This window comes from Sphingopyxis sp. (genome assembly GCF_036675685.1).
In the GTDB taxonomy this organism is placed as follows: Bacteria; Pseudomonadota; Alphaproteobacteria; order Sphingomonadales; family Sphingomonadaceae; genus Sphingopyxis.
In genome coordinates this window covers 106,466-126,704 of the sequence record NZ_JAKFEM010000011.1, presented here as the reverse complement: position 1 = coordinate 126,704, position 20,239 = coordinate 106,466, and the positions used below count along the sequence as shown (strand labels likewise).

10 protein-coding genes are annotated in these 20,239 nt (G+C 64.1%); 8 read left to right on the top strand and 2 right to left on the bottom strand.

All coding sequences use genetic code 11. From position 1 onward, the window contains the following. The first annotated feature begins 83 nt into the window (after nucleotides 1-83). Genes dpdE through dpdD form a run of 8 tightly spaced genes read left to right on the top strand, consistent with a single transcriptional unit; the run spans nucleotide 84 to nucleotide 17,621 of the window. Entirely contained in the window at nucleotides 84-3,218 is a 3,135-nt protein-coding gene (dpdE, locus tag V6M50_RS06035; protein WP_332817650.1) for a protein DpdE, read from the top strand. Then, a complete protein-coding gene (gene dpdF, locus V6M50_RS06030) occupies nucleotides 3,211-5,706 on the top strand; it encodes a protein DpdF (protein ID WP_332817649.1) in 2,496 nt (831 codons plus the stop codon). Before dpdE ends, dpdF begins: the two co-directional genes overlap by 8 nt. Further along, nucleotides 5,703-6,620, top strand: a complete 918-nt coding sequence (gene dpdG / locus V6M50_RS06025; RefSeq protein WP_332817648.1) for a protein DpdG — start codon at nucleotides 5,703-5,705, stop codon at nucleotides 6,618-6,620. Before dpdF ends, dpdG begins: the two co-directional genes overlap by 4 nt. Next, nucleotides 6,617-9,661, top strand: coding sequence for a protein DpdH (dpdH, locus tag V6M50_RS06020; RefSeq protein WP_332817647.1), 3,045 nt, complete (start codon nucleotides 6,617-6,619; stop codon nucleotides 9,659-9,661). Before dpdG ends, dpdH begins: the two co-directional genes overlap by 4 nt. Then, nucleotides 9,651-10,364, top strand: a complete 714-nt coding sequence (locus V6M50_RS06015) for a hypothetical protein (protein WP_332817646.1) — start codon at nucleotides 9,651-9,653, stop codon at nucleotides 10,362-10,364. Before dpdH ends, V6M50_RS06015 begins: the two co-directional genes overlap by 11 nt. A gap of 8 nt (nucleotides 10,365-10,372) precedes the next feature. Continuing rightward, entirely contained in the window at nucleotides 10,373-14,962 is a 4,590-nt protein-coding gene (gene dpdJ, locus V6M50_RS06010; protein ID WP_332817645.1) for a protein DpdJ, read from the top strand. Beyond that, nucleotides 14,962-15,489, top strand: a complete 528-nt coding sequence (gene dpdK, locus V6M50_RS06005; protein WP_332817644.1) for a phospholipase D-like domain-containing protein DpdK — start codon at nucleotides 14,962-14,964, stop codon at nucleotides 15,487-15,489. Before dpdJ ends, dpdK begins: the two co-directional genes overlap by 1 nt. Beyond that, nucleotides 15,486-17,621, top strand: coding sequence for a protein DpdD (gene dpdD, locus V6M50_RS06000; RefSeq protein WP_332817643.1), 2,136 nt, complete (start codon nucleotides 15,486-15,488; stop codon nucleotides 17,619-17,621). Before dpdK ends, dpdD begins: the two co-directional genes overlap by 4 nt. 480 nt (nucleotides 17,622-18,101) lie before the next feature. On the opposite strand, the gene V6M50_RS05995 is transcribed toward dpdD, so the two are convergent. Together V6M50_RS05995 and V6M50_RS05990 are read right to left on the bottom strand one after the other, a co-directional pair. Further along, nucleotides 18,102-19,292: an IS91 family transposase gene (locus V6M50_RS05995; RefSeq protein ID WP_263587998.1), complete on the bottom strand. Its 1,191-nt coding sequence runs from the start codon at nucleotides 19,290-19,292 to the stop codon at nucleotides 18,102-18,104. Nucleotides 19,293-19,297: 5 nt separating this feature from the next. Then, a complete protein-coding gene (locus V6M50_RS05990) occupies nucleotides 19,298-20,206 on the bottom strand; it encodes a tyrosine-type recombinase/integrase (protein ID WP_263587997.1) in 909 nt (302 codons plus the stop codon). Between the last annotated feature and the right edge of the window lie 33 nt (nucleotides 20,207-20,239).

Here is a 20,239-nt window from a genome sequence, read left to right as displayed (position 1 = left end):
TCTCAACCCTCTGTCAGTAAGATGTCCCTAACGGTGCGATTGTGGGGAATCGCCCATTGGGGGAAACGAGCCTGTTCAGGGGAATGCTCGTCGAATTGCCCGGGCAAAAGGGCGTCGGGAAGCTGCATTCTGCGGCCGAGGGCCGCTGTGTCGTCTCGATCTTCCACTCGATCCAGCGCAGCGAAGATATCGAGTGCGAGGTAGGGGCGGTCGTCCGTGCCTATTTAAGCCCGCAGACCCGGGCCTATGTTCTCGACGACGAGCGTATGCGGGTCGGCCGCATCAGCGACTATCTCCAGCAGGAAAATGGCCTTGTCACTTATGAAGTCCGCTTCCCCAACGGGAAGCAAAAGGATTTCAGCGAGATCGACTTGTTCGTCCGGCCGTGGAACGCGCCAGAGGATCCCGCTGAAATGCTGGCCGCCGGCGGCGCGGAAAGCCAATATCTCCACGACCGCCGCCAGGCGGCGCTGACGCCGCTTCGAACCCTCACCAGTGCGGCTCAGGGGCTGACGTCGCTGCTCTCGGCCGGGATCGACTTCGTGCCGCATCAGGTCGCCGCGGTTCGCCGCGTGCTGAGCGATCCGATCCAGCGCTATCTGCTCGCCGACGAGGTCGGTCTCGGCAAAACCATAGAGGCCGGTCTGATTATCCGTCAGCATTTGATCGATAACCCCGAAACAGAAGTACTGGTCGCGACCCCATCGGCGCTGTGCGAACAATGGCGGCGCGAGCTCTCCGAAAAGCTCCGCCTCGATCAGTTTGGCGAGCCGTTCGAATGCTGCTCGCATGCGGAGATTGCGCGCGTTACGCGAAGCCCCGACGTTCTGGTCGTCGATGAGGCTCATCATCTGGTCGGCCTTGAGGGCGGACCTCTTGCCGCGTCGGCGGCACGGCTGCAGGACCTCGCCCGCGACGTGCCAGTGTTGCTCCTGCTCTCCGCCACACCGCCGCTTGGCGAAGAAGCCCGCTTCCTGGCACTGCTTAACCTGCTCGATCCGCTGACCCACCCGCTTGATGACCTCGACGGGTTCCGCCTGAAGCTCGAGCAGCGCCGCGCGATCGGCCGCTTACTCCTCAGCCTCGACCCCGATGCCTCAGGGATCGTACTGCGCCAGCGCGGTGCGGAACTTGTCCGCAGCTTTCCCGACGACACAGTTGTCCAGGATCTGGCGCCACAGTTGATCGATGCCACCCGCGAAGCCCCCGAACGGCTCGTCACCTTATGTGGCGCGCTCAAGGAGCATGTCGCCGACAGCTATCGCATCCACCAGCGCCTGATCCGCTCGCGTCGCGCAGACGCCCAGGGCTGGGAGTTCCGGCCCCGCGGTCCCGATGGTGGCGCTATGGCTCACGTCCGCACCGAAGGTGATCCGAGCGACGACTTGGCGGTGCTACTTGGCACGATCGAGGACTGGCGGTCGGCCGCGGTGGACTCTTTGGTCGATGGTGATGCCGGGTCAACGCCGCTTGCTGCCCGCTATCGCGACCTTCTTGGCGCGGTGTCCGAAGGCGCCGACGCACTGCGCGCCTGGCTGGCCGGCGTCGCCCCGATTTTTGCAGGCGAAACCGAAATCCTCGGCGCGCTCCGCGAGCAAGCCGAAGACTATGATGATGCCGACCGCATCGAGACGATGGTCGAAAGCGTGCGGCGCCTGATCAAGACTTTGCGGGCTGACGTCGATCATCCCAAGATCGTGGTGTTTGCCACCGCGACTGCGCTGGCGGCGGCTTTTCACGAAGCGCTCGAAGACGCGCTCGGCGACACGCCCTGTCTGCTGCTTATCGAGGGCGGCGAGGCAGTGGATGACGACGAAGAAGGCGTCGCGGCGTTCGCAAACGCTCCCGACGCCGCGGTGCTCATCGTCGACCGGACCGCCGAAGAAGGCCTCAATCTCAGCTTCGCCGATGCGATCGTGCATCTCGATTTGCCACTCAGCGCGGCTCGGATCGAACAGCGTATCGGGCGCCTCGACCGCTACGGCCGGCGCCAGGGGATCATCCGTCACCGAATCCTGCTTCCCTCTGACGAAGACGAAAGCGCCTTCTCCGCGTGGCAGACCCTGCTCGCGGACGGCCTGTCGATCTTCCACCGCTCGATCAGCGATGTGCAATTTCTGCTTGAGGATTTCGAGACGCGCGCGCTCGACGCCTTGCTGATCACCGGGCCCGATGCCCTGGTCGTGCTGGCCGAGGAGATCCGGAGCCAGATCGCCGAAGAACGCAAGTCGCAGGACGAGCAATATGCGCTCGACCGGATCGCACTGGCGGAGGAGCCCGTCGAAGCCTTCATCCAGTCTTTGGACGACGCCGAAGCCGACGAGGCCGCGCTCGAGGCCGGTGTCGACCAGTGGCTGATCGGTACGCTCCAGCTCAAAAAACGGCCGTTTACGTGGCCCGAGGAAGACCCGTTCAAGCTCGGCATCACCAAGCAAACCTTGATCCCGCGCTTGCCGTGGCAACAACAACTCGAACTCGACGATAGCCAGCCGCTGAGCTGGAAGCGGCGGATTGCGACACGCCGGACCGCCGTGACCCTGCTGCGGCCAGGCACGCCGCTCATCGATGTGCTCGCGCGTTTCACGCGCTGGGACGATCGCGGGACGGCGTTCGTCACTTATCGCCCGGTCGCGGACTGGCAGGGCGACGCTTGGATCGGGTTCAAGCTTTGCTTCACCATCGAGCCCAGCCTCGAGATGGCCGATCTGCTCGCGCCGTCGCGCGCCGAACTTGCCGCATCCCGCCGTGCGCAGCGTTATTTTGCGCAGACCGAGCAGATCCTGTTCATCGACATCAATGGCGATGCGGTCACCGATCCGGCACTGCTCGCCGTCCTGTCGAAACCCTATAATGGGCATGTCAAAGGCCCAAGCGCGGACCTCAATCTCGGTAGCCGGCCACATATCCTCGCCGACTATATCGATCCGGCGGCGTTTCCTGCGGTCTGCCGCCGCGTGCGGGACGGCGCGCGCCAGACTTTGTCCGAGCAACCCTCCGTAATCGACGCGATCACAGCGGCCACGACGCTTGCAGCGAGCGATCTGCAGCGGCGCCGGAACCGCCTCCAGCGCCGCCAATCGGCCGGCGACACGATGGCGCGCGACGATATCGCGCTCATAGAATCGATCCTCCCCAGCATTGCATCGCCCGCGATCCGGCTCGACGCCATGGGGTGTTTCATCCTCGGCGGGACACGCGCGAGGTCCTCGCATGGCTGAACATGACGGTCATGACGCCTTTGTCGCACTGAGCCATCTGCTCGATCGCACCGATAGCGGGGTCGACTGGCAAGCCGAGTCGCCGGCGATCGAGCGGTTGCGCAAGGCGCTCGTCGACCCCGCCCGTTTGGCAAGTGGCCTCGATCTCGCTGTTCTGTTGCGCCAAGCGATGACCCATGAGCATGTCCGGCGCGGCGCGATGGTGACGCCCGCCGTGCTGGTGTCGCACCCGCGCTTCGACGGGTTCGCCGCTTGGGATGCGGTCGGGCTCCGCAGCACGGCCGCCGGCGAAGCGAGGCTGGTAACTCTTCAGCCTTGGACACCAGCATGGCTCACAGATCCTGCCGACGGCGTCGAAACTTTTGCCGCATCCGAGGCCACTCGACGCGAGTTCAACAACGCTGGCTGCGAAGGCGATCCCTTGCTCGGCGCGGTCGGTCGCACCTCTTATCGCAGTCGCGGGCAGCGCGCCGCCGTGCGGGCCGCGCTCTCGACCCCCGCCGGCGGAAGCCTCGTCGTCGCGCTGCCGACCGGCGAGGGCAAAAGCATGATTTTCCAGTTGGTCCAGACCGTCGGGTTCGTTGGGGCCGACCAAGCGGAAAACCGCGGCGTCACCTTGGTGATCGTCCCGACGGTCGCGCTCGGCGTCAATCACGAGCAGGAAGCGGTCAAAGTCTGCGGCCTGTCGTCGCCGCTCGCCTTCCAGGGCGGCAACGACGTCCAGAACAATATCATCGCCGAGCGCATCGCGGATGGCACTCAAGGCCTGTGCTTCGCGTCGCCCGAAGCCGCTTGCGGCCGTTTGCGCGATCCCTTGCGGCGCGCGGCCGAGGCGGGGCTGTTGCGGGCCATGGTGATCGACGAGGCCCATCTCGTCGATCAATGGGGCACAGGTTTCCGCACCGAGTTCCAGGAACTGAGCGGACTGCGGCGCGAACTTCTGTCAGCAGCGCCGGCCGGCCAGGCGCTGCGGACGATCATGCTGTCGGCGACACTCACCGATTCCTCGCTCGAGACGCTGCGCTCGCTATTTGGTGCCGAGCGCAATTTTGAGAGCCTGGCGGCGGTCCAGTTACGGCCTGAACTAGACTATTGGATCGCGCCATCGACCGACGAGGCGAGCCGTATCGCCCAAGTCCTCGAGGCGCTTCATCACGTGCCCCGACCAGCCGTGCTCTACGTCACCGAAGTGGATGCCGCCAACGCATGGCATGCGCGGCTCATCGAGGCAGGCTTCCGCCGGGTGCGCAAACTCCATGGCGATACCGGGCGCGCCGAGCGTGAAGACATCGTCGGTCAGTGGCGCGACGGAGCGCTCGATATCGTCGTTGGAACATCGGCGTTCGGGCTTGGCATTGACTATGGCCATGCCCGCAGCGTCATCCACGCCTGTGTGCCTGAAACGCTCGACCGCTTCTATCAGGAGGTCGGCCGCGGCGGGCGTGACGGCAAGGCCGCGCTGTCGCTGATCGTACCGACGGGCAAGGACGTTGGGATTGCCGAGCGCATCAATGCGCAGCAGGTCATTAGCATCGATCGTGGCTATCATCGCTGGTCTGCGATGTTCGCTCGCAAGACCAGTCTTGGACACGGACGGTTCGCTGTGCGGATCGATGGACGCCCCGGAACCGACGAGCGCGACATCGACATGTTCGGCGATGCCAATACCGACTGGAACCTACGCACCGTCGCCTTGATGGCGCGAGCCGGCATATTGCGGCTGCTCGGCACGCCCTATCCGCGGATCGAGCAAGAGGGCGACTGGCTTGAGATCGAGATCATTGACGATCACCATCTCGAACTAGCCTTGTGGCAGTCGCTGGTAGAGCCCGTGCGCCGGGTCGGCTGGCTTGCGGCCAAACGCAATCTCGACCTCATGCGCGACTATCTGCGCAACGATCGCTGTCCGGCCGCGATTCTCGAAGACCTGTACGGCGCGAACCGGGTTGGACGGACGTGTAGCCGCTGCAGCAAGTGCCGTGCCGACGAGACCTGCCGCCTCAACAGCGTGGCTGTCGGCGAACCGCGCGGCCCCTGGACCGAGCCGCTCGACCCGCTCGTCGCCAATCTGTTCGATCGCGATCTCCGCCTGCTAGTCAGCTACGAGCCAAGCGACTTGGCCCGCAACGCTTCACGCCGGCTCGGCGACACATTGCAACGCCTGGCGCAAGCACGGCTCGCCAAGCTGATCACGCTTGGGCCGCAGCCTTTCGACATGGCCCGCGTGCTGAAATTTGCCGAAAAAACGGCATTCTTCGTCAGTGATCTGTCATCGCTGGCCTTGTCGCGGCTCCCGCGCGGTCCCGAACTTGTCATGGTCGGCGACCGGCAAACACTGGAGCCACAGAATCTCGCCCCGCGCGCCGACAATCCTCGCATCTTCCTCGCGCCGCTCGATCAGCCGGCACCGGATGGACGCAGATTGAAGGATGTTTTTGGCGGTCGGACGCTGACGCTCGACGAATTTAATGCAAGGGTAGCACAATGAGTATTGTCACAACTGCCCAAGCTGTTCCGAGTCGGTTGTTCGCGATCTATGCCGCCTTGTTCGACAGTGAGAACGGCGAGGTCAAAGACCGGCTCGAGGCCTGGGCGACACCGCCTTCGCTCAGCGGTCGGGGCGCTGATGATGATGGAGAGTCGACCACGACGCTGTTTAGCAACACACTTCTTGAAGCGCGGCGGATAGGTTTGGTCGAAGAGGTTGAGGACAAGCTGCGTCTTACAGCCGATGCGCGCGGCGGTGGCAAGAAGGGAATGGGTAGCGAGGCGTTTTTCCTCGCGTTCATGCGGCGCACCTTGTTCGATCCGACCCGTGCCTCTGAAGCCCAACAGGCCGGTTTCATGGTTGCGCTTTCCTGGTTCCTGAGTTCCAGCCCGCTACGCCCGATGAATTTCTCGGAGGCCCCGCAAAATAGTCTGAAAGCGCAGATCGGCGACCACGCCTCAAAGACCGAACTGACCTCGCTCAATCGCTACCAAAACTTCCTGTACTGGGCGCGTTATCTTGGGTTTGCCACCATCGTCGGCGGCGGCAGCGATGCCGAGGATGCCGCTTCTCGCCGAGTGATCCCCGATCCCATCAAGGCGATTGAAAGCGCACTTCCAGCCATCTTTGCCGAAGGCAACGACCTGCCGATCGAGCAATTTATGACGCGGTTGGCAGCGATCTTTCCGGTCTTCGAAATGGGCAGCGTTCGTCAGGAATATGAAGCCATGCGGCTCACCCCTCAGGCAGACGCCGACAAGCGCCTGTCGATCACGACCAGCTTAGCGCTACAGCGACTCGTGGATCGCCAGCGCCTGACCATGGCGACTGTTGCCGACGCGCCGGGTCGCATTCTCGACTTCGGGCCGCGTGAAGGTCGTGTCAGCCGCATCGCGCTGCGGGAAGCCGCATGATGCGCAATTTCCTTTGCTGGGATCCCGGCGCCGTTCGCCAAGTGATCAATCCGTTCGCCGAGCATATCAGCGATAGCCTGTTCCGCGCCGTCCACAGCGATTGGGATCTCAAGGTCAGCCCGCAGGTCGGAAAGTCGTTCCAGGAAATCGGTGAAGCCTCGTGGGCAGACATGACGCCACCCGCATTTCTGGCGGACTTTCTGCGCGAGGACCGGCCGCATGCGCTGGCTGCGATCCTCGGCGAGACCGGCTCGGGTAAGTCGCATCTGGTTCACTGGATGCGGCTCAACATCAAGCCAAGCAAGGACCGAGTGGTCCTGGTCGTGCGCAAGTCGGGCACTTCGCTGCGGAACATCGTCAAGATGATCATCGCCGAATTGCCTGCCGACCAGCAGGCGGGTTTCCTCGAGACGCTCCAGTCGGCGGGTGACGGGACCCAGACCCGGGCGGACCAGAAGCAGCAATTGCTCAACGACCTGGCACAAGCGATCCGCGAGGAGGTCCTGCCGAACGACGCCGACGAATTCGAACAGGAGTTGGTGAGCACGCTCCCGAACCTGTTCCAGGATCCTCATATGCGCGAAGCGCATTTCCTAGGCGACGACACGGTCATCGCCGAGATCGTCGATCACATCTTCGCACCGTCCAATGCCAAGGATCGTCCCGATCAACGCCGCATCTTTGTAGAGGGAGATCTGCCACTCGGCGGCATGGATTTCGTGCACGCATCGCGTCTTGCGCGCAAGGCGATTGAAGCCATCGAATGCGATCGGACCGTCAATCTTCCGCTCGCGGTCCGGATCATCAATCGTAATCTCGATCGAGCGGTGGCGCGGACGCTCAGCTTTTCCGGCGACCGCGTCGAAGAACTGATGGCGCGGTTGCGCAGCTATCTGAAGACGCAAGGGCAGGAACTGGTCCTGCTGGTCGAGGAGTTCGCGCGCTTGCAGGGTATCGACCGGGCGCTGTTGCAGGCGATCACTTCCCAAGGCGATGAGCGCCAATGCAAGATGCGGACGGCGATCGCTGTCACCACGGGCTTCTTCCAGAGCGTGGCCGAGACCGCCTATATGCGCACGACTCACGTCGTCGATATGGACCGCTCCGCTGGCCGCGCGGAGGGGCGCAAGGTCACGCAAGAATCGCTCAGTCAGTTCACGTCCCGCTATCTCAACGCGGTTCGCCTAGGACGTGATGGCATCGAGCAGTGGAGTGAGACTGCAGTGCCGGGCGAAAATCCGCGCTCGAAATGCGAGACCTGCGCACTCCAGAGTGAGTGCCATGCGACCTTTGGCGAGGTCGATGGTTACGGGCTCTACCCATTCACGCCAAAAGCGTTGTGGATTGCAGCGTCTCGGGCCGACAAGGACTCGATGCCGGAGCGTCTCAACCCGCGCATCCTGCAAAACGACCTTCTGGTCGAGGTACTCGACAATTTCGGCCCCGCGATCGCGACCGGCGCGTTTCCGCCATCCAAGCTGCTCGAAAAACTCGGCGGCATCACTATGCTTCTTCCCGTTGCGCAAGCCGAACTGAAAAACCGCAATCCACAGAACTACGAGCGCTGGGCAGCATTTCTCGAACTTTATGACGGCACCGGCACAATCGCCAATCTCGACGAACGCCTGCGTGCAGCCTTCGAGGTTCCAGAGATTCCCGGCGCAGATGCGGCAAAGCCAATTGAGCCAACAATCGATGCTCCCACGGCAGAGGCACCGCAGCGGAACACTGCCAGCAAGGAAGATTTGTTGATCGAGCAGTGGCTCGGTGGACAGGGCTTGGAACAAACCGTCGCTGATAAGCTCCGACGGTTGGTCTTCTCTGCCGTCTCAAATGCAATAGACTGGGACATGCTCGGACTAGCCAAGTCGAATTTCGTCGGGTCGACTGGCAAACCCTTCTTCCGCACGAGTATTAGTTTTGATCGTCAGACCACGCAGGTGGCTGGCCATATGCTTGTCAAAGTCGTCATCCCGGGCAAACTCGTTCAACCCGAGATCGCCGCTACCGCCCTTCAAGGTGTTTTACGCGCAAGCAAAGACCAGTTCCGCTGGGAGTTTCCCGATGGCGAAAAGATGCTTGCTGCTTTCCTCGATTGCGTCGAGATCTGGGCAAAGGACGTCGAGGCGCAATTGCACGACATCTGTCAGCCGACGCCGCAGTGGAACCAGGCTGCCGCAGCGGTCGAGTTGCTGTGTGTCGGCGCAGCGATCGGCGGCAAGATCAAGCCCGATGCGAAGATCGCCGACATGATCGACGCAGCGTTTAGCGCACAATGGGCAAGCGAGTGCGCGAGCACGGCGCCCGAGATGAAGTCGCTGTACGACAAACTGACGCGGCAACGCGAAAAGCTGGTCGGGATCGCGCAATCCCAAATGTCGAGCATGAAGGGCGGCCGCGCCGGCGCGATGCTCAACCCAGGCCGCATCCTCGGGCCAATCCGCGAGTTTCGTCAGGCCAAATGGCAGTTGCGCCTGCAACCCCCCGATGGTGATACGCAAGAACCTGCCAAACTCTATCGCGACGTCAGGGACGCTCTACCCACGGCGGCAGGATCGGAAATGGCGATGCGCAAGTCATGGCTCGAGGCGATGGAAACCGCGTTCGGTGCGACCGCAACGCGCGCCGCTATCGTGACTGCGCTCGATGCCGCACGGCAGGCCGTCGCCGACGCCGGAATCGGCACCAGCAACACTGGACGGGGTTTGGCCGACGCGCTCGAGCGCTTCAAGACAGTGTATTTCGATGACTCACTGTCTGCCGCACGCGCCCTCGCCGGCGAAGGCGATGCTGTCGCTGCTCTACCGCATTTCGGTCGTGGCCGACGCGGCGCGGTCGATGCGGGATCCGGTCTGGTGGCCGCAGCGCAAGCCTTTCTTGATACCGTCGATGACAATATCGGCGCCAATAGTCAGAGTCTTGACGCCAAGCATGGTGCCGTAGCGGCGAGCCTCGATCAGATCGATGCTTCGCTTACCGCGATCGAAGCCAACCTGACCGCCATGGCGACGACCGACGGGGAGCAAGCCGATGCTGCTTGACCGCGCCGCTACGCTCGCAACCAAGATCAACACCTATCAGAAGCTCAAGAACAGCGCCGCCGAGGCCGAGCAGTTCGGCACGCGCGCAAAGCAGTTCGAATCCGCATCGCAACTTATGGCGGGACTCCGCGAGACGCTGAGCGCCCTTGCCGACGCCGGTGTCGTGGTCGACTTCGAGCCAAGCGATGGCCTGGGCTATGCCGACAAGGCGCGGACATTGCGCGAGGCGATCAAGGAAGACCCGGCGAAGGTCAACGACCCGCCGTTCGACATCAAGCACGCCTTCACCGATCGGCTGAACGGTATCGCCAGTGCAGGGCACAAGGCCGCGAGCGCTGCATGGAGAGCCTATGTCGACAAGCGCGCCGCCTTTGGCGCCGATGACGTGCTGAGCGCGCTCGGCCAGGTGCCGCAGTTTCGGGTGAGCGTTACCAAGATACGGCAGATTCGGGGCGAAGTGGCAGGGTTTGGCGCCAGCCTTCCGCCGGACCCAAAGGCGGCCATCGCCAGCCTCGATAGCCTCCTCACCCAGCACGAAGCGGCCTGGAGCACACTGGCGGCGTCGGACATCCCGACGAGCGTCGTCGCCTTCATTCGCGCCGCAGCCAATAGCGATGCCCTTTTAAGCGCCTATACGTCCGAAGTGCAGACGTGGCTCGAAAGCCGCAACTTGCTCGGCGCGTTCCGCATCAAGCTGAGGTAGGCACGATCATGCCCGTGTCCAACCACGCCCTCGCGGTTCTCGACCGCATCGAAGCCATTGAGATGCGCTCCCTCGAATGGGGGTTCACCGACGGCTCGCTGAGCGAGGCCGAAGCCTTCGATCTCGGCGATCAGGTCTGCGAGGCGGCTGGGGGCAGCAGCACCGACGGGCAGGATCTCGTCGAGGAATTGATCGACGCGAAGCTGATCTTCGAGATGGCAAGCGTCGGCGGCGACGTTCGGATCCGGTCACGCTTCGCTGAAATGATGCGGCTGCTGGCCGCCAACCGGCAGCTCTTCCCTAACAAGCCCTGGCAGGGCGCGCCGTCGCTCGTCGCCGACTTCCGGGTCGACTGCCGGCCGCGGCGCTTTCCCAAGCGGCAGCGACTGCCCGCCGATATTCTCGCCGAACACGAATCGGTGCTGGGCGGGTCGCAACTGCGTCAGGATTTGTGGCGGGCGCTGACCGCGCGCGACGGCATGAAACTGGCAGGCTTTCAGGAACGTGCCGCGCTACGTCTGTCGGCGGCCACCGACGATGCTGGCACCATCGTTACCGCAGGCACTGGCAGCGGCAAGACCATTGCTTTCTACCTGCCCGGAATGATCCGGATCGGCGAAGCCATCGGTGCCGATCACTGGGTCAAGGCCATCGCCATTTACCCGCGGATCGAACTGCTCAAGGACCAGTTCGCCGAAGCGTTTCGGATGGCGCGCACGATCGACCAGACGCTCGCCGGACACGGGCGCCGACCACTCATCATCGGTGCTCTGTTCGGGAAGACACCGACCCGTGCCACCCGTCAGGAATTGACCGACAAGAACTGGGTCCGGCGCGGGGAGGACTTCGTCTGTCCCTGGATACGTTGCCCACGCTGCGACAGCGAACTCGTATGGCGGGGCGTCGATATCGCGGCCGGTACCGAGCGGCTGGCCTGTGTCCAGCCGGGTTGCGGGCAGGCGATCGGCGAAGACCAGATCATGCTGACACGGACAAGATTGCAGCGCACGCCGCCCGATATCCTGTTCACGACGACCGAGATCCTCAATCAGCGCCTGTCCGATCACTGGATGCGCGGCCTGTTCGGCGTGGGACTTCCGGCGGCGCGCAAGCCGTTGCTTGCTCTGCTCGACGAGGTCCACACCTATGAAGGCGGAACCGGCGCGCAAGCCGCACTGACCTTGCGGCGATGGCGGCATTTGCTGGCAGCGCCGATCTCTTGGGTCGGTCTCTCCGCCACGCTTGGGGATGCCGCGCGCTTCTTCTCTGACCTGACCGGCGCGGACCTGGATGACGTGGTTGAGATCACGCCGACACTCGAAGAGTTCGAAGAGCAAGGTGCCGAATATCAAATCCTGCTGCGCGGCGACCCGGCGTCGCGTGCATCATTGCTCTCGACGACGATCCAGACCTCGATGCTGTTGCCCCGATTGCTCGATCCGCCCGGGGGGACGAACACATCAGGTGTCTTTGGCCGCCGCGCCTTCCTGTTCACCGACGACCTCGATGTCACCAATCGCCTCTATGACGATCTGCGCGATGCCGAAGCTTTCACGATTTTCGGCCGGCCTGATGCGGCCCGGATGCCGCTGGCAAATATTCGCCGCGCCGGGCCTGACGCCGCGGTGCGCGATGTCGAAGGCCAGCGGTGGCGGATCTGCGAGGATATCGGGCATCCGCTCGACCGTCGGCTGGTAGTGGGGCGCACCACGTCACAGGACGCCGGCGTAAACCAATCGGCCAATATCGTTGTAGCGACCGCCGCACTCGAGGTCGGATTTAACGACCCGCTGGTCGGTGCCGTCATCCAACACAAGGCGCCGCGCGGCATGGCGTCGTTCCTGCAGCGCAAGGGACGCGCCGGCCGTGACCGTGCGATGCGCCCGATCACGCTAACCGTCCTGTCGGACTATGGTCGCGACCGCGCATTCTACCAGGCGTTCGAACATCTCTTCGACCCATCGCTCGATCCGCAATATCTCCCGATCCGCAATCCCTATGTGATGAAGATCCAGGCGGTGTTCGCGCTGTTCGACTGGCTGGCGGCGATCACCGCCGGTTATGAAAAAGGCTGGCAGTGGAACCTCCTCAGCCGTCCGTTGCCGCAAGCAAGTCCCGCCGAGCGCGCGGTCCTCGATCGCACCCGCGCCAAGCTGACCCAGTTGGTGCAAGGCGACGCTGCAACCATCGACGACCTGCGAGCCTACCTCATGGGCGCGCTTGGGATCGACCGTGAGATGGCCGAGACATTGCTGTGGGAAGCGCCCCGCTCGCTGTTGCTCGAGGCGGTGCCGACGCTGGTGCGTCGACTGTTCCGCAACTGGCAATTGGCCATCCCGACTGCGGGCGCGACGCTCGATCTGCAGGTCGACCACCACCCGCTGCCCGACTTCGTCCCACGCAATCTGTTCAGCGACCTAAGCCTGCCCGAAGTGCGGGTCATCATCCCGCCCGCCACCGTCAATCACGAGGAGCGGGTCGAACAGATGCCAATCCTCCAGGCACTCAATCAATTCGTGCCGGGGCGAGTCACCCGCCGTTTTGCGCATGAGCGCGGCGCGCTGTCACACTGGATCCCGGTCGACCCCGCATTTCCGGAGCAGGCCCGCCGGATCAGCGACTACGCGCTCGAACATGAATTTGTCGGCAGCTTCACCGGCAGCCTCAACGACCACGTCGGCGGACCGCCGTTGCTGGTCTTTCGACCTTGGACCGTCGGCCTCGAACGCGCCGCCCGGACCGAAGCGCTGCCAAGCAGCAATGCCCGCCTCGTCTGGCAATCCGACATCGTCGTCAATGGCGATGCGCTCGGCGTGCCGGTGCCGACACGGTCGGAGTGGCGCCACCATGTTCGCGCGATCGATTTCCATCTGCACCGGTTCCGCTCGAGCGTTAGTGTCCGGCGCTTCGCCGGGACTGCGCAAGCGAATGTTCGGACACTCCAGGACGATTTTCCCGTCACGCTGACTTTCACCAGCGATGACGATCGGCCCGCCGCGGTCGGATTCGAACTCGAAGTTGATGGGTTCAGGCTCGATCTGGCATTGCCGCATGCCGAAATGCTGAATGGCGACCGCTTGCCGCCCGATGTCCTAGCGGCCAGCAAGCTCGCCTATATCCGCGACCTGATCCGGCTCGACACCGAGTTACCCGACGATCTCAACCAGTTTCAGCGCGAATGGCTGGTCCAGTTCCTCTTGTCAGCGCTGCTTGCCGATGCCGCGGCCAATGATCGGCCGCTTGCCGAGACGATCGCCGATCTCCTCGACGACGACAGGATCGAAGGGGTGTTCCGCACCGTCATGGACGAGGCGTTCGGCGCGATGCCCCCAACGCCGCCGGATAGCGACGACACACAAGATGGCGATGCCGACGATGATGGCGCCGACGACGGTACAGGCGGAAATGGCGGGCATCCGGCCGGCGCCGGTGGGGCGGGCGGAGGAGGGCGTTTGCAGCAGGCACTTCTCCTGCAACTCGGCCGTCCGATCATCCGGGACCGACTGCGCGCGCTTGCCGCGCAACTGGTTACGGTCGATCCCGCGATGTTCAGCGCTTGGCTTCGCCGGCTGATCCTCGAAACACTCGGCGAGGCAATGCTGCAGGCGTGCATCGCCGCGGCGCCGCGACAGGCTACGGTTGACACGCTTCTCGTCGACATTCGCGACGATGCCACATCCGATATTGCAAGCGTTTGGATCAGCGAAACGACGCTTGGCGGCGCCGGCGTCCTCGAAGCTTTCGCCGACCGCTTTGCTTCTGAACCTCGCCTGTTCTTCTCTGCGATCGACGCGGCGCTGGCGCCTAGCGATCTCGAACTCGTCGATGGCAGCTTGCGCGAAATCCTGACACTCAGCATCGGCGATGCCGCGATTAGTGACCAGGTCGCGCTGCTTCGGGCGACGAACTCGCACAGCGAGCGCGCGATCTTGTGGCGAACGCTCTCGCACACGCTCGCGCAGCGCGGCGGCATCGATCTCAGCCATGCGCTTTCGGTTTCGCTCAACAATCGCCTGTTACGTGCCGGCTCGGGCCCCCAACTCGACAGGTTGCTGCTCGATCTTCAAACCCATTGGGACGTGACCCAGAACCGGTTCGGCATCGCTATCGGCTTGCGCGAATATGCTTATATCGCAAGTCGCGACGCCACGCTGGCAACCGCCGTTCGTGCGTTCCTAGTCGCGACGCTGCCCGCGGCGGCGATCGGTCATGTGACAATCCTGTCGGCGATCACCAGCTTGCTCTGGCCGCGTGCCAATGAAGTGCGCCAGCGCGTACTCCAGTCCTTTAATCCGTTCCGCCAGACCCGTTCGACCGATCCCGCCGTTGTCCGCCATCTCCTACTAAGCCGAACTATCGCGACCATCGCGTTCAGCGATGTCGATTGGGAAACGCAACTTGCGACCGCCTTCGAAGGCCAGGGCACGGCGCGGCTTGTCGCCGATGGCGGTGAGGCACGACTGTTTCGCGCTGCGCTCGTCCGGCTCTCGGCGACGCCCGTCAGCGTCGGTGTGCTGCAATTCTTCCCCGCCATAGAACGCGTCGAGCGCGCGGACGGCAGAATCTTCACCACGTTGACGCTGAGGGAGCAGGTCTGATGCTGTATCCCTCACGCGATCTTCATGGCCCAGCGCAGTCGCGCGCGGTGCGCGACCTGTTCCAAAGCCTATTCGTCGCCGAACTCATCCATCCCAGCCCCAAGCTGTGGCTATTCTTTGCATGGATCAGCGACGTCGAGATCATCGACAATTCGGCGCGCGAGTTCGCAGCGCTCGAGCCTGACTGGCCTGCCGCGCCGATCCGCTTATCCCAAGTCCTGCGCGCCCTGCTCGCGCGCGGCGTCGCGATCCGGTTGGTGATCCGCGCCGATGGGCACAATGACTATTTCATCGCCCGGCTCCAGAATCTCAAGGCGCGCTATGGCGACCAGATCAAGTGGATCGTCGAGAAGAGCTTCCACGCCAAGGGGCTGCTCGGTGCCGATTATTTCCTGAGTGGTTCGATGAATCTCACGCTCAACGGCATCTCGATAAACGGCGAACATCTCGTGCTGCGGACCGACCCGGCAGCGGTTGCCGAGCAGTCGATCGAGCTCGAAACACGCTGGGAAGGCCTGATGGCATGATCGGCGCAGACCTCCAGGCCGCGCGGGCCTTGCTCGCGGATGTGACCGCGCTTCAGCCATGCACCGGCGCGAGCGCGGACATCGCGGCGCTGTGCGTGGACGTGACGCGATCGGTGATCTCCGAGCTATTTCCCGGTGCGCTGGTTCCGGTCATCGATAACGGTGGATCGATGCAGATCGACGTCGCGGCACCGACCATGTCGGACTGGCGGCGGCTCAAGCCTGTCCTGCTGGCGTTTGCCGGACCGACCCTCACTGGCTTCGATGGCCTGCCGGAGCCGTTCGCGGCGACCGATCCGGTGGGCGCCCGCCTGCAACAGGCCGCGCCCGCGGTCACCGCAATCATGCGCTTGCCAGCCGACGAGCGCGGGCGCCTCGCCGCATTACGGGCCGTTTTGCGCGCCCGTGACACCTTGGCACGCGCCCCCGAACTGCAGCGCTCGGCCCCGGTTCCGACCTCTTGGCTGCTGGCGCGGTTCCAGGACTATCTCAACGTCGGGCGCCGCGATGCGGCAGCCGCGATCCTCGATCGACTCCGCACCGAACTCCGTCTCGATGCGCTCAACGTAAAATTTCTCGAAGTTCAACTGTTCGCGGCATTCGACGATTGGGCGGCGATCGTCGCCCTCCCTGAATTTCCCAGTCTTTGCGTCGCGCGCCGAACGCCGGCGATTACCACGATTCTCCTGGAGGCGTTGTATCGGACGCTCATCGCCGGCCTGTTCGACGCGGGAAATGTCGCCGACACACGCGCGACGTACGCCCAGAAGGTCCAGAGCTTCGTTCAGTCGATGCGGATTACCACGCCGCCTCTCGCGTTGCGGTCAGGTGGGTGGCGATTGCTTGGTTTGGAGATCCTCGACGATCCCGGCCGTGATGACCTGCGCGCCGCGATTGCGGACCGTGATCCAGACCTCGGCTGGATCACCGATTATCTTCCGGCTCAGGCGCCAGACGCGCCACCCGAGGTGGAGGTTGCGGCACCGATCGACGCGGCGCGCGACGCGCTGATCCAAGCCGAGGCGGTCGACAGCATCGATCTGCTTGCGGACGCCATGGCTGCGATGGCGCGTCTCAGCCCAGACGAATTGGCGCTACTGCGCGAAACAATGCCGTTCCGGCCGATCGTACAAGCGACCGACGATCTTGCCAGCATCGCGCCTCCGACCTCATGGGTTGCGTGGCTTGAGCGTGCTACCGATCCGGCGTTTGCCGACGCTCTGGAGGTCGCGCGGCGCGGCAAGGATGAATGGGCGATTGGAACATCGGCCGCTGATCCGGTCGCGGTTAGTGCCCTCGTGGCAGCGCTCGAAAAGGTCCAGGGCGATCCGCTTGCCGCCGAGCGAACGACCCAAGCCTTGCCCTATCTGGTTGCCTGGCTGCAGCGCGACGAAGGCTTTCCCAGGGCTGCGCTATCGCCGGTCTACGGCGGGTTGCTGACCCTGTTCGCGCTCGGCAGCGCGCGCGGCGCAACTATTTATGAATCGAGCCAGGTTCTGGCCGAGGCGCTGCTTGCCGCCGGGCTCGACCAGAAGGCCTATCGCGACCTGATCGCCGACACCGACGAGATCGCGGGGGAGGGCTTTGGCGTCGACATGGTCTATTGGGTGCTGGACCTCGTCGAAAGCTTCATGAATGCCGCGTCCCCCGACGCGGCCGCGCGCGAGCAATTCCTGCATCGCATTCTTGCTAGAATCGCGCCGATTATCGGGCGCTTGTCTCGCCTGCAGCGCATCGCCGTCACACTCTTGGCGAGCGAGCTAGGCTGGGCACTGCCCGCCTCACCGGCGTCCGATGTCGTGCCGGCGGACGATGGCCTAGCAAGCCGGCTGGCTGGTATGCGCATCGCCATCTATTCCCTGACCGAATCCTCGAGCCGTCAGGCCAAAGCGGCGTTGGAAGAAATTAGCCCGACCGTGACGGTTGACATTAACGCCGATCACGGCGGTAGCGCTCGGCTCCGCGCGCTGGCAGAAAACAGCGATCTTTTCGTGATGACGTGGTTGTCGGCAAAGCATGCGGCAACAGACTTTATTCGCGCTCATCGTGGCGATCGGCCGCTTGTCTACTCTCAAGGCAAAGGCTTTTCGAGCATGCTTCGTGCTGTCGAGGACTATGTTCGCGCACTGTGACATTATCACTGTTGGCCCGCTGGCGCGCGGCGAAGAGCGCGATACATAGAGAGCAACGGTGCCAAGGTGCCGCCGATCAGCCACGGTGGCTGGATGGGATGGATTGTGCAGTTCTGTATGTTGGAGTGACCTGATAGCGACTGCTTTTCCCCATTCCCGCTCGGAAGCGGACCGTCACCGCTCGTTGAGAGTTTCGGACGCCGCCAGGCGTCGGAAAGTCTTCGATGCCCGAACCGCGGTGGTCATGGTGCGAGCTATGGGGAAAGCTGTTTTGCGCTGATGTTGGGATAGCCAGGCGCTGCCCAAAAGCAGACGTGCGCGTATCGGACCGTCTGGATATGGGTCGCAAAAGCGGACATGCAAAAGCAGACGGGCTGATTTTGGTGGTGTGATGTCTGCTTTTGGGCAGCGTCGGCTTGAGCGGGTCCGCTTCCAGGCGCGGGTGTGCGCTGGATCGTGTCGGTGCCAGGCCGTGCCGGGTCACGGCGCAGGTGCCCCGGATGAGACCGCAAGCTGGGGCGGCGCGCGGGGCTGGTAGCGGCGCTCGAAGACCTCGATGATGATCATGGTACCGCCGCAGCACGGGCAGGTTGGCCCGGGCCCTGCATCGACGACGGGCTCGTCGGTCGGCGGAGGTGCGACATCGAGCAGGCGGCGGGCGCGTTCGAGATGATCCTTGCGGTGTGCGCTGGCGAGAAGGCCATAGTGGCGGATGCGGTGGAACCCGCGCGGCAGGGCGTGGAGAAGAAAGCGGCGGATGAACTCGTCGGCGGCGAGGGTCATGACCTGCTGCCGTCCGGCGCCGGCCTTGCGGTAATCCTTGTAGCGGAAGGTGACGCCTTCCTCGTCGAACCGGAGGAGCCGACTGTTCGATATGGCGACCCGGTGGGTGTAGCGGGAGAGATAAGCGAGCACCGCCTCAGGGCCAGCGAACGGCGGCTTGGCGTAGACGACCCAGCGCTTCTTCCTGACGGGTGAGAGGTGCCGCAGGAACGCGCGCCGCTCGGCAAGCTGCGACATGGTGCCGAAGAAGGCGAGCTGCCCGCGGTCATGGAGGGCGCGAAGGCGGGTGAGGAACAGCCGGCGGAACAGGGCGCCGAGCACGCGGACCGGGAGCAGGAAGGCGGGGCGCGCGGATATCCAGCGTGTTCCATCGCGCGATAGGCCGCCGCCGGGCACGATCATGTGGATGTGGGGATGGTGGGTCAGCGCCGAGCCCCAGGTGTGGAGGACGGCGGTGATGCCGATCCGGGCGCCGAGGTGCTTCGGGTCGGCGGCGATGGTCAGCATCGTATCGGCGGCGGCCTTGAACAGCAGATCGTAGACCAGCGCCTTGTTGTGGAAGGCGATGGCGGCGACCTCGGCAGGCAGGGTGAACACGACATGGAAGTAACCGACCGGGAGCAGGTCGGCCTCGCGCGCTTCGAGCCAGCTGCGCGCGGCGGCGCCCTGGCACCTGGGGCAGTGCCGGTTGCGGCAGCTGTTATAGGCGATCCGCCAGTGCCCGCAGTCGGTACAGGCCTCGACATGACCACCGAGCGCGGCGGTGCGGCAATGCTCGATCGCCGACATGATCTTGAGCTGGTGCAGGCTGAGATGCCCGGCATGGGCGGCGCGGTAGGTTGGCCCGGCAGCGCGGAAGACGTCGGCGACCTCGAGTGAGGCGCGCATCGGCCTCAGCCGTCGGGCGCTTCCTCGCTGGGCGATGCGAGCGCGAGCCTGTCGAGCGGACTGACGATCGACCGCACCGTCTTGGTCGCCACCTGGGTGTAAAAGGCGGTGGTGCCCAGCTTGGCGTGACCGAGCAGCGCCTGGATGACGCGGATATCGACACCGTCCTCAAGCAGGTGGGTGGCGAAGCTGTGGCGCAGGGTATGCGGTCCGACGCGCTTGTCGATGTCCGCCGCCTCCGCGGCTTCGACGACGACGCGGTAGAGCTGCCGCGTGCTGATCGGCGCCGCGGCGCTCTGTCCGGGAAAGAGCCAGCCGTCGGGGACAAGGATGCCCTGTTGCCGCCCAGCGCGCCACCAGTCGCGCAGGAGCAGGAGCAGGCCTTCGGGAAGCATGGCGTTGCGGTAGCGCCCGCCTTTGCCGCGCTCGATCCGAAGCAGCATGCGCTTGCTGTCGATATCGCTGACCTTGAGCGCCGACACCTCGGCGACGCGTAGGCCCGCGCCATAGGCGACCGACAGCGCAGCCTGGTGCTTGAGGCTGCGGGTCGCATCGAGCAGGCGCTTTACCTCGGCCATCGTCAGCACGACCGGGATCTTGCGTACCTGCCTGGTGCGGACGAGCTTGCGCGCGAGGTCGGGGCGGTCGAGCGTGTGCGTGAAGAAGAACCTCAGCGCGCCGACGATGCTGTTCATGGTCGGCGCCGGGACGCCCGCCTGCTGCTGCTCGATCTGGAACCGCCGAATGTCCTCGGCGCCTGCGGTGTGCGGCGAGCGTCCGAGCCAGGTCGCGAACCGCCCCACATCGCGAAGATAATTACGCTGCGTCTCCTTCGAGAAGCGGCGCATGGTCATGTCGTCGATCAGGCGCTGGCGCAGCGGGCTGATCGGGCCAATCTGGATAAGCTCGTTCATCGTTCGACTCCTCAGGTGAAGGAGTCGAGAGGG

Excerpts from the sequence above, each read along its gene's own strand:
- dpdE (WP_332817650.1), top strand. The coding sequence starts at position 84 with ATGCTCGTCGAATTGCCCGGGCAAAAGGGCGTCGGGAAGCTGCATTCT.
- dpdF (WP_332817649.1), top strand. The coding sequence starts at position 3,211 with ATGGCTGAACATGACGGTCATGACGCCTTTGTCGCACTGAGCCATCTG.
- dpdG (WP_332817648.1), top strand. The coding sequence starts at position 5,703 with ATGAGTATTGTCACAACTGCCCAAGCTGTTCCGAGTCGGTTGTTCGCG.
- dpdH (WP_332817647.1), top strand. The coding sequence starts at position 6,617 with ATGATGCGCAATTTCCTTTGCTGGGATCCCGGCGCCGTTCGCCAAGTG.
- V6M50_RS06015 (WP_332817646.1), top strand. The coding sequence starts at position 9,651 with ATGCTGCTTGACCGCGCCGCTACGCTCGCAACCAAGATCAACACCTAT.
- dpdJ (WP_332817645.1), top strand. The coding sequence starts at position 10,373 with ATGCCCGTGTCCAACCACGCCCTCGCGGTTCTCGACCGCATCGAAGCC.
- dpdK (WP_332817644.1), top strand. The coding sequence starts at position 14,962 with ATGCTGTATCCCTCACGCGATCTTCATGGCCCAGCGCAGTCGCGCGCG.
- dpdD (WP_332817643.1), top strand. The coding sequence starts at position 15,486 with ATGATCGGCGCAGACCTCCAGGCCGCGCGGGCCTTGCTCGCGGATGTG.
- V6M50_RS05995 (WP_263587998.1), bottom strand. The coding sequence starts at position 19,292 with ATGCGCGCCTCACTCGAGGTCGCCGACGTCTTCCGCGCTGCCGGGCCA.
- V6M50_RS05990 (WP_263587997.1), bottom strand. The coding sequence starts at position 20,206 with ATGAACGAGCTTATCCAGATTGGCCCGATCAGCCCGCTGCGCCAGCGC.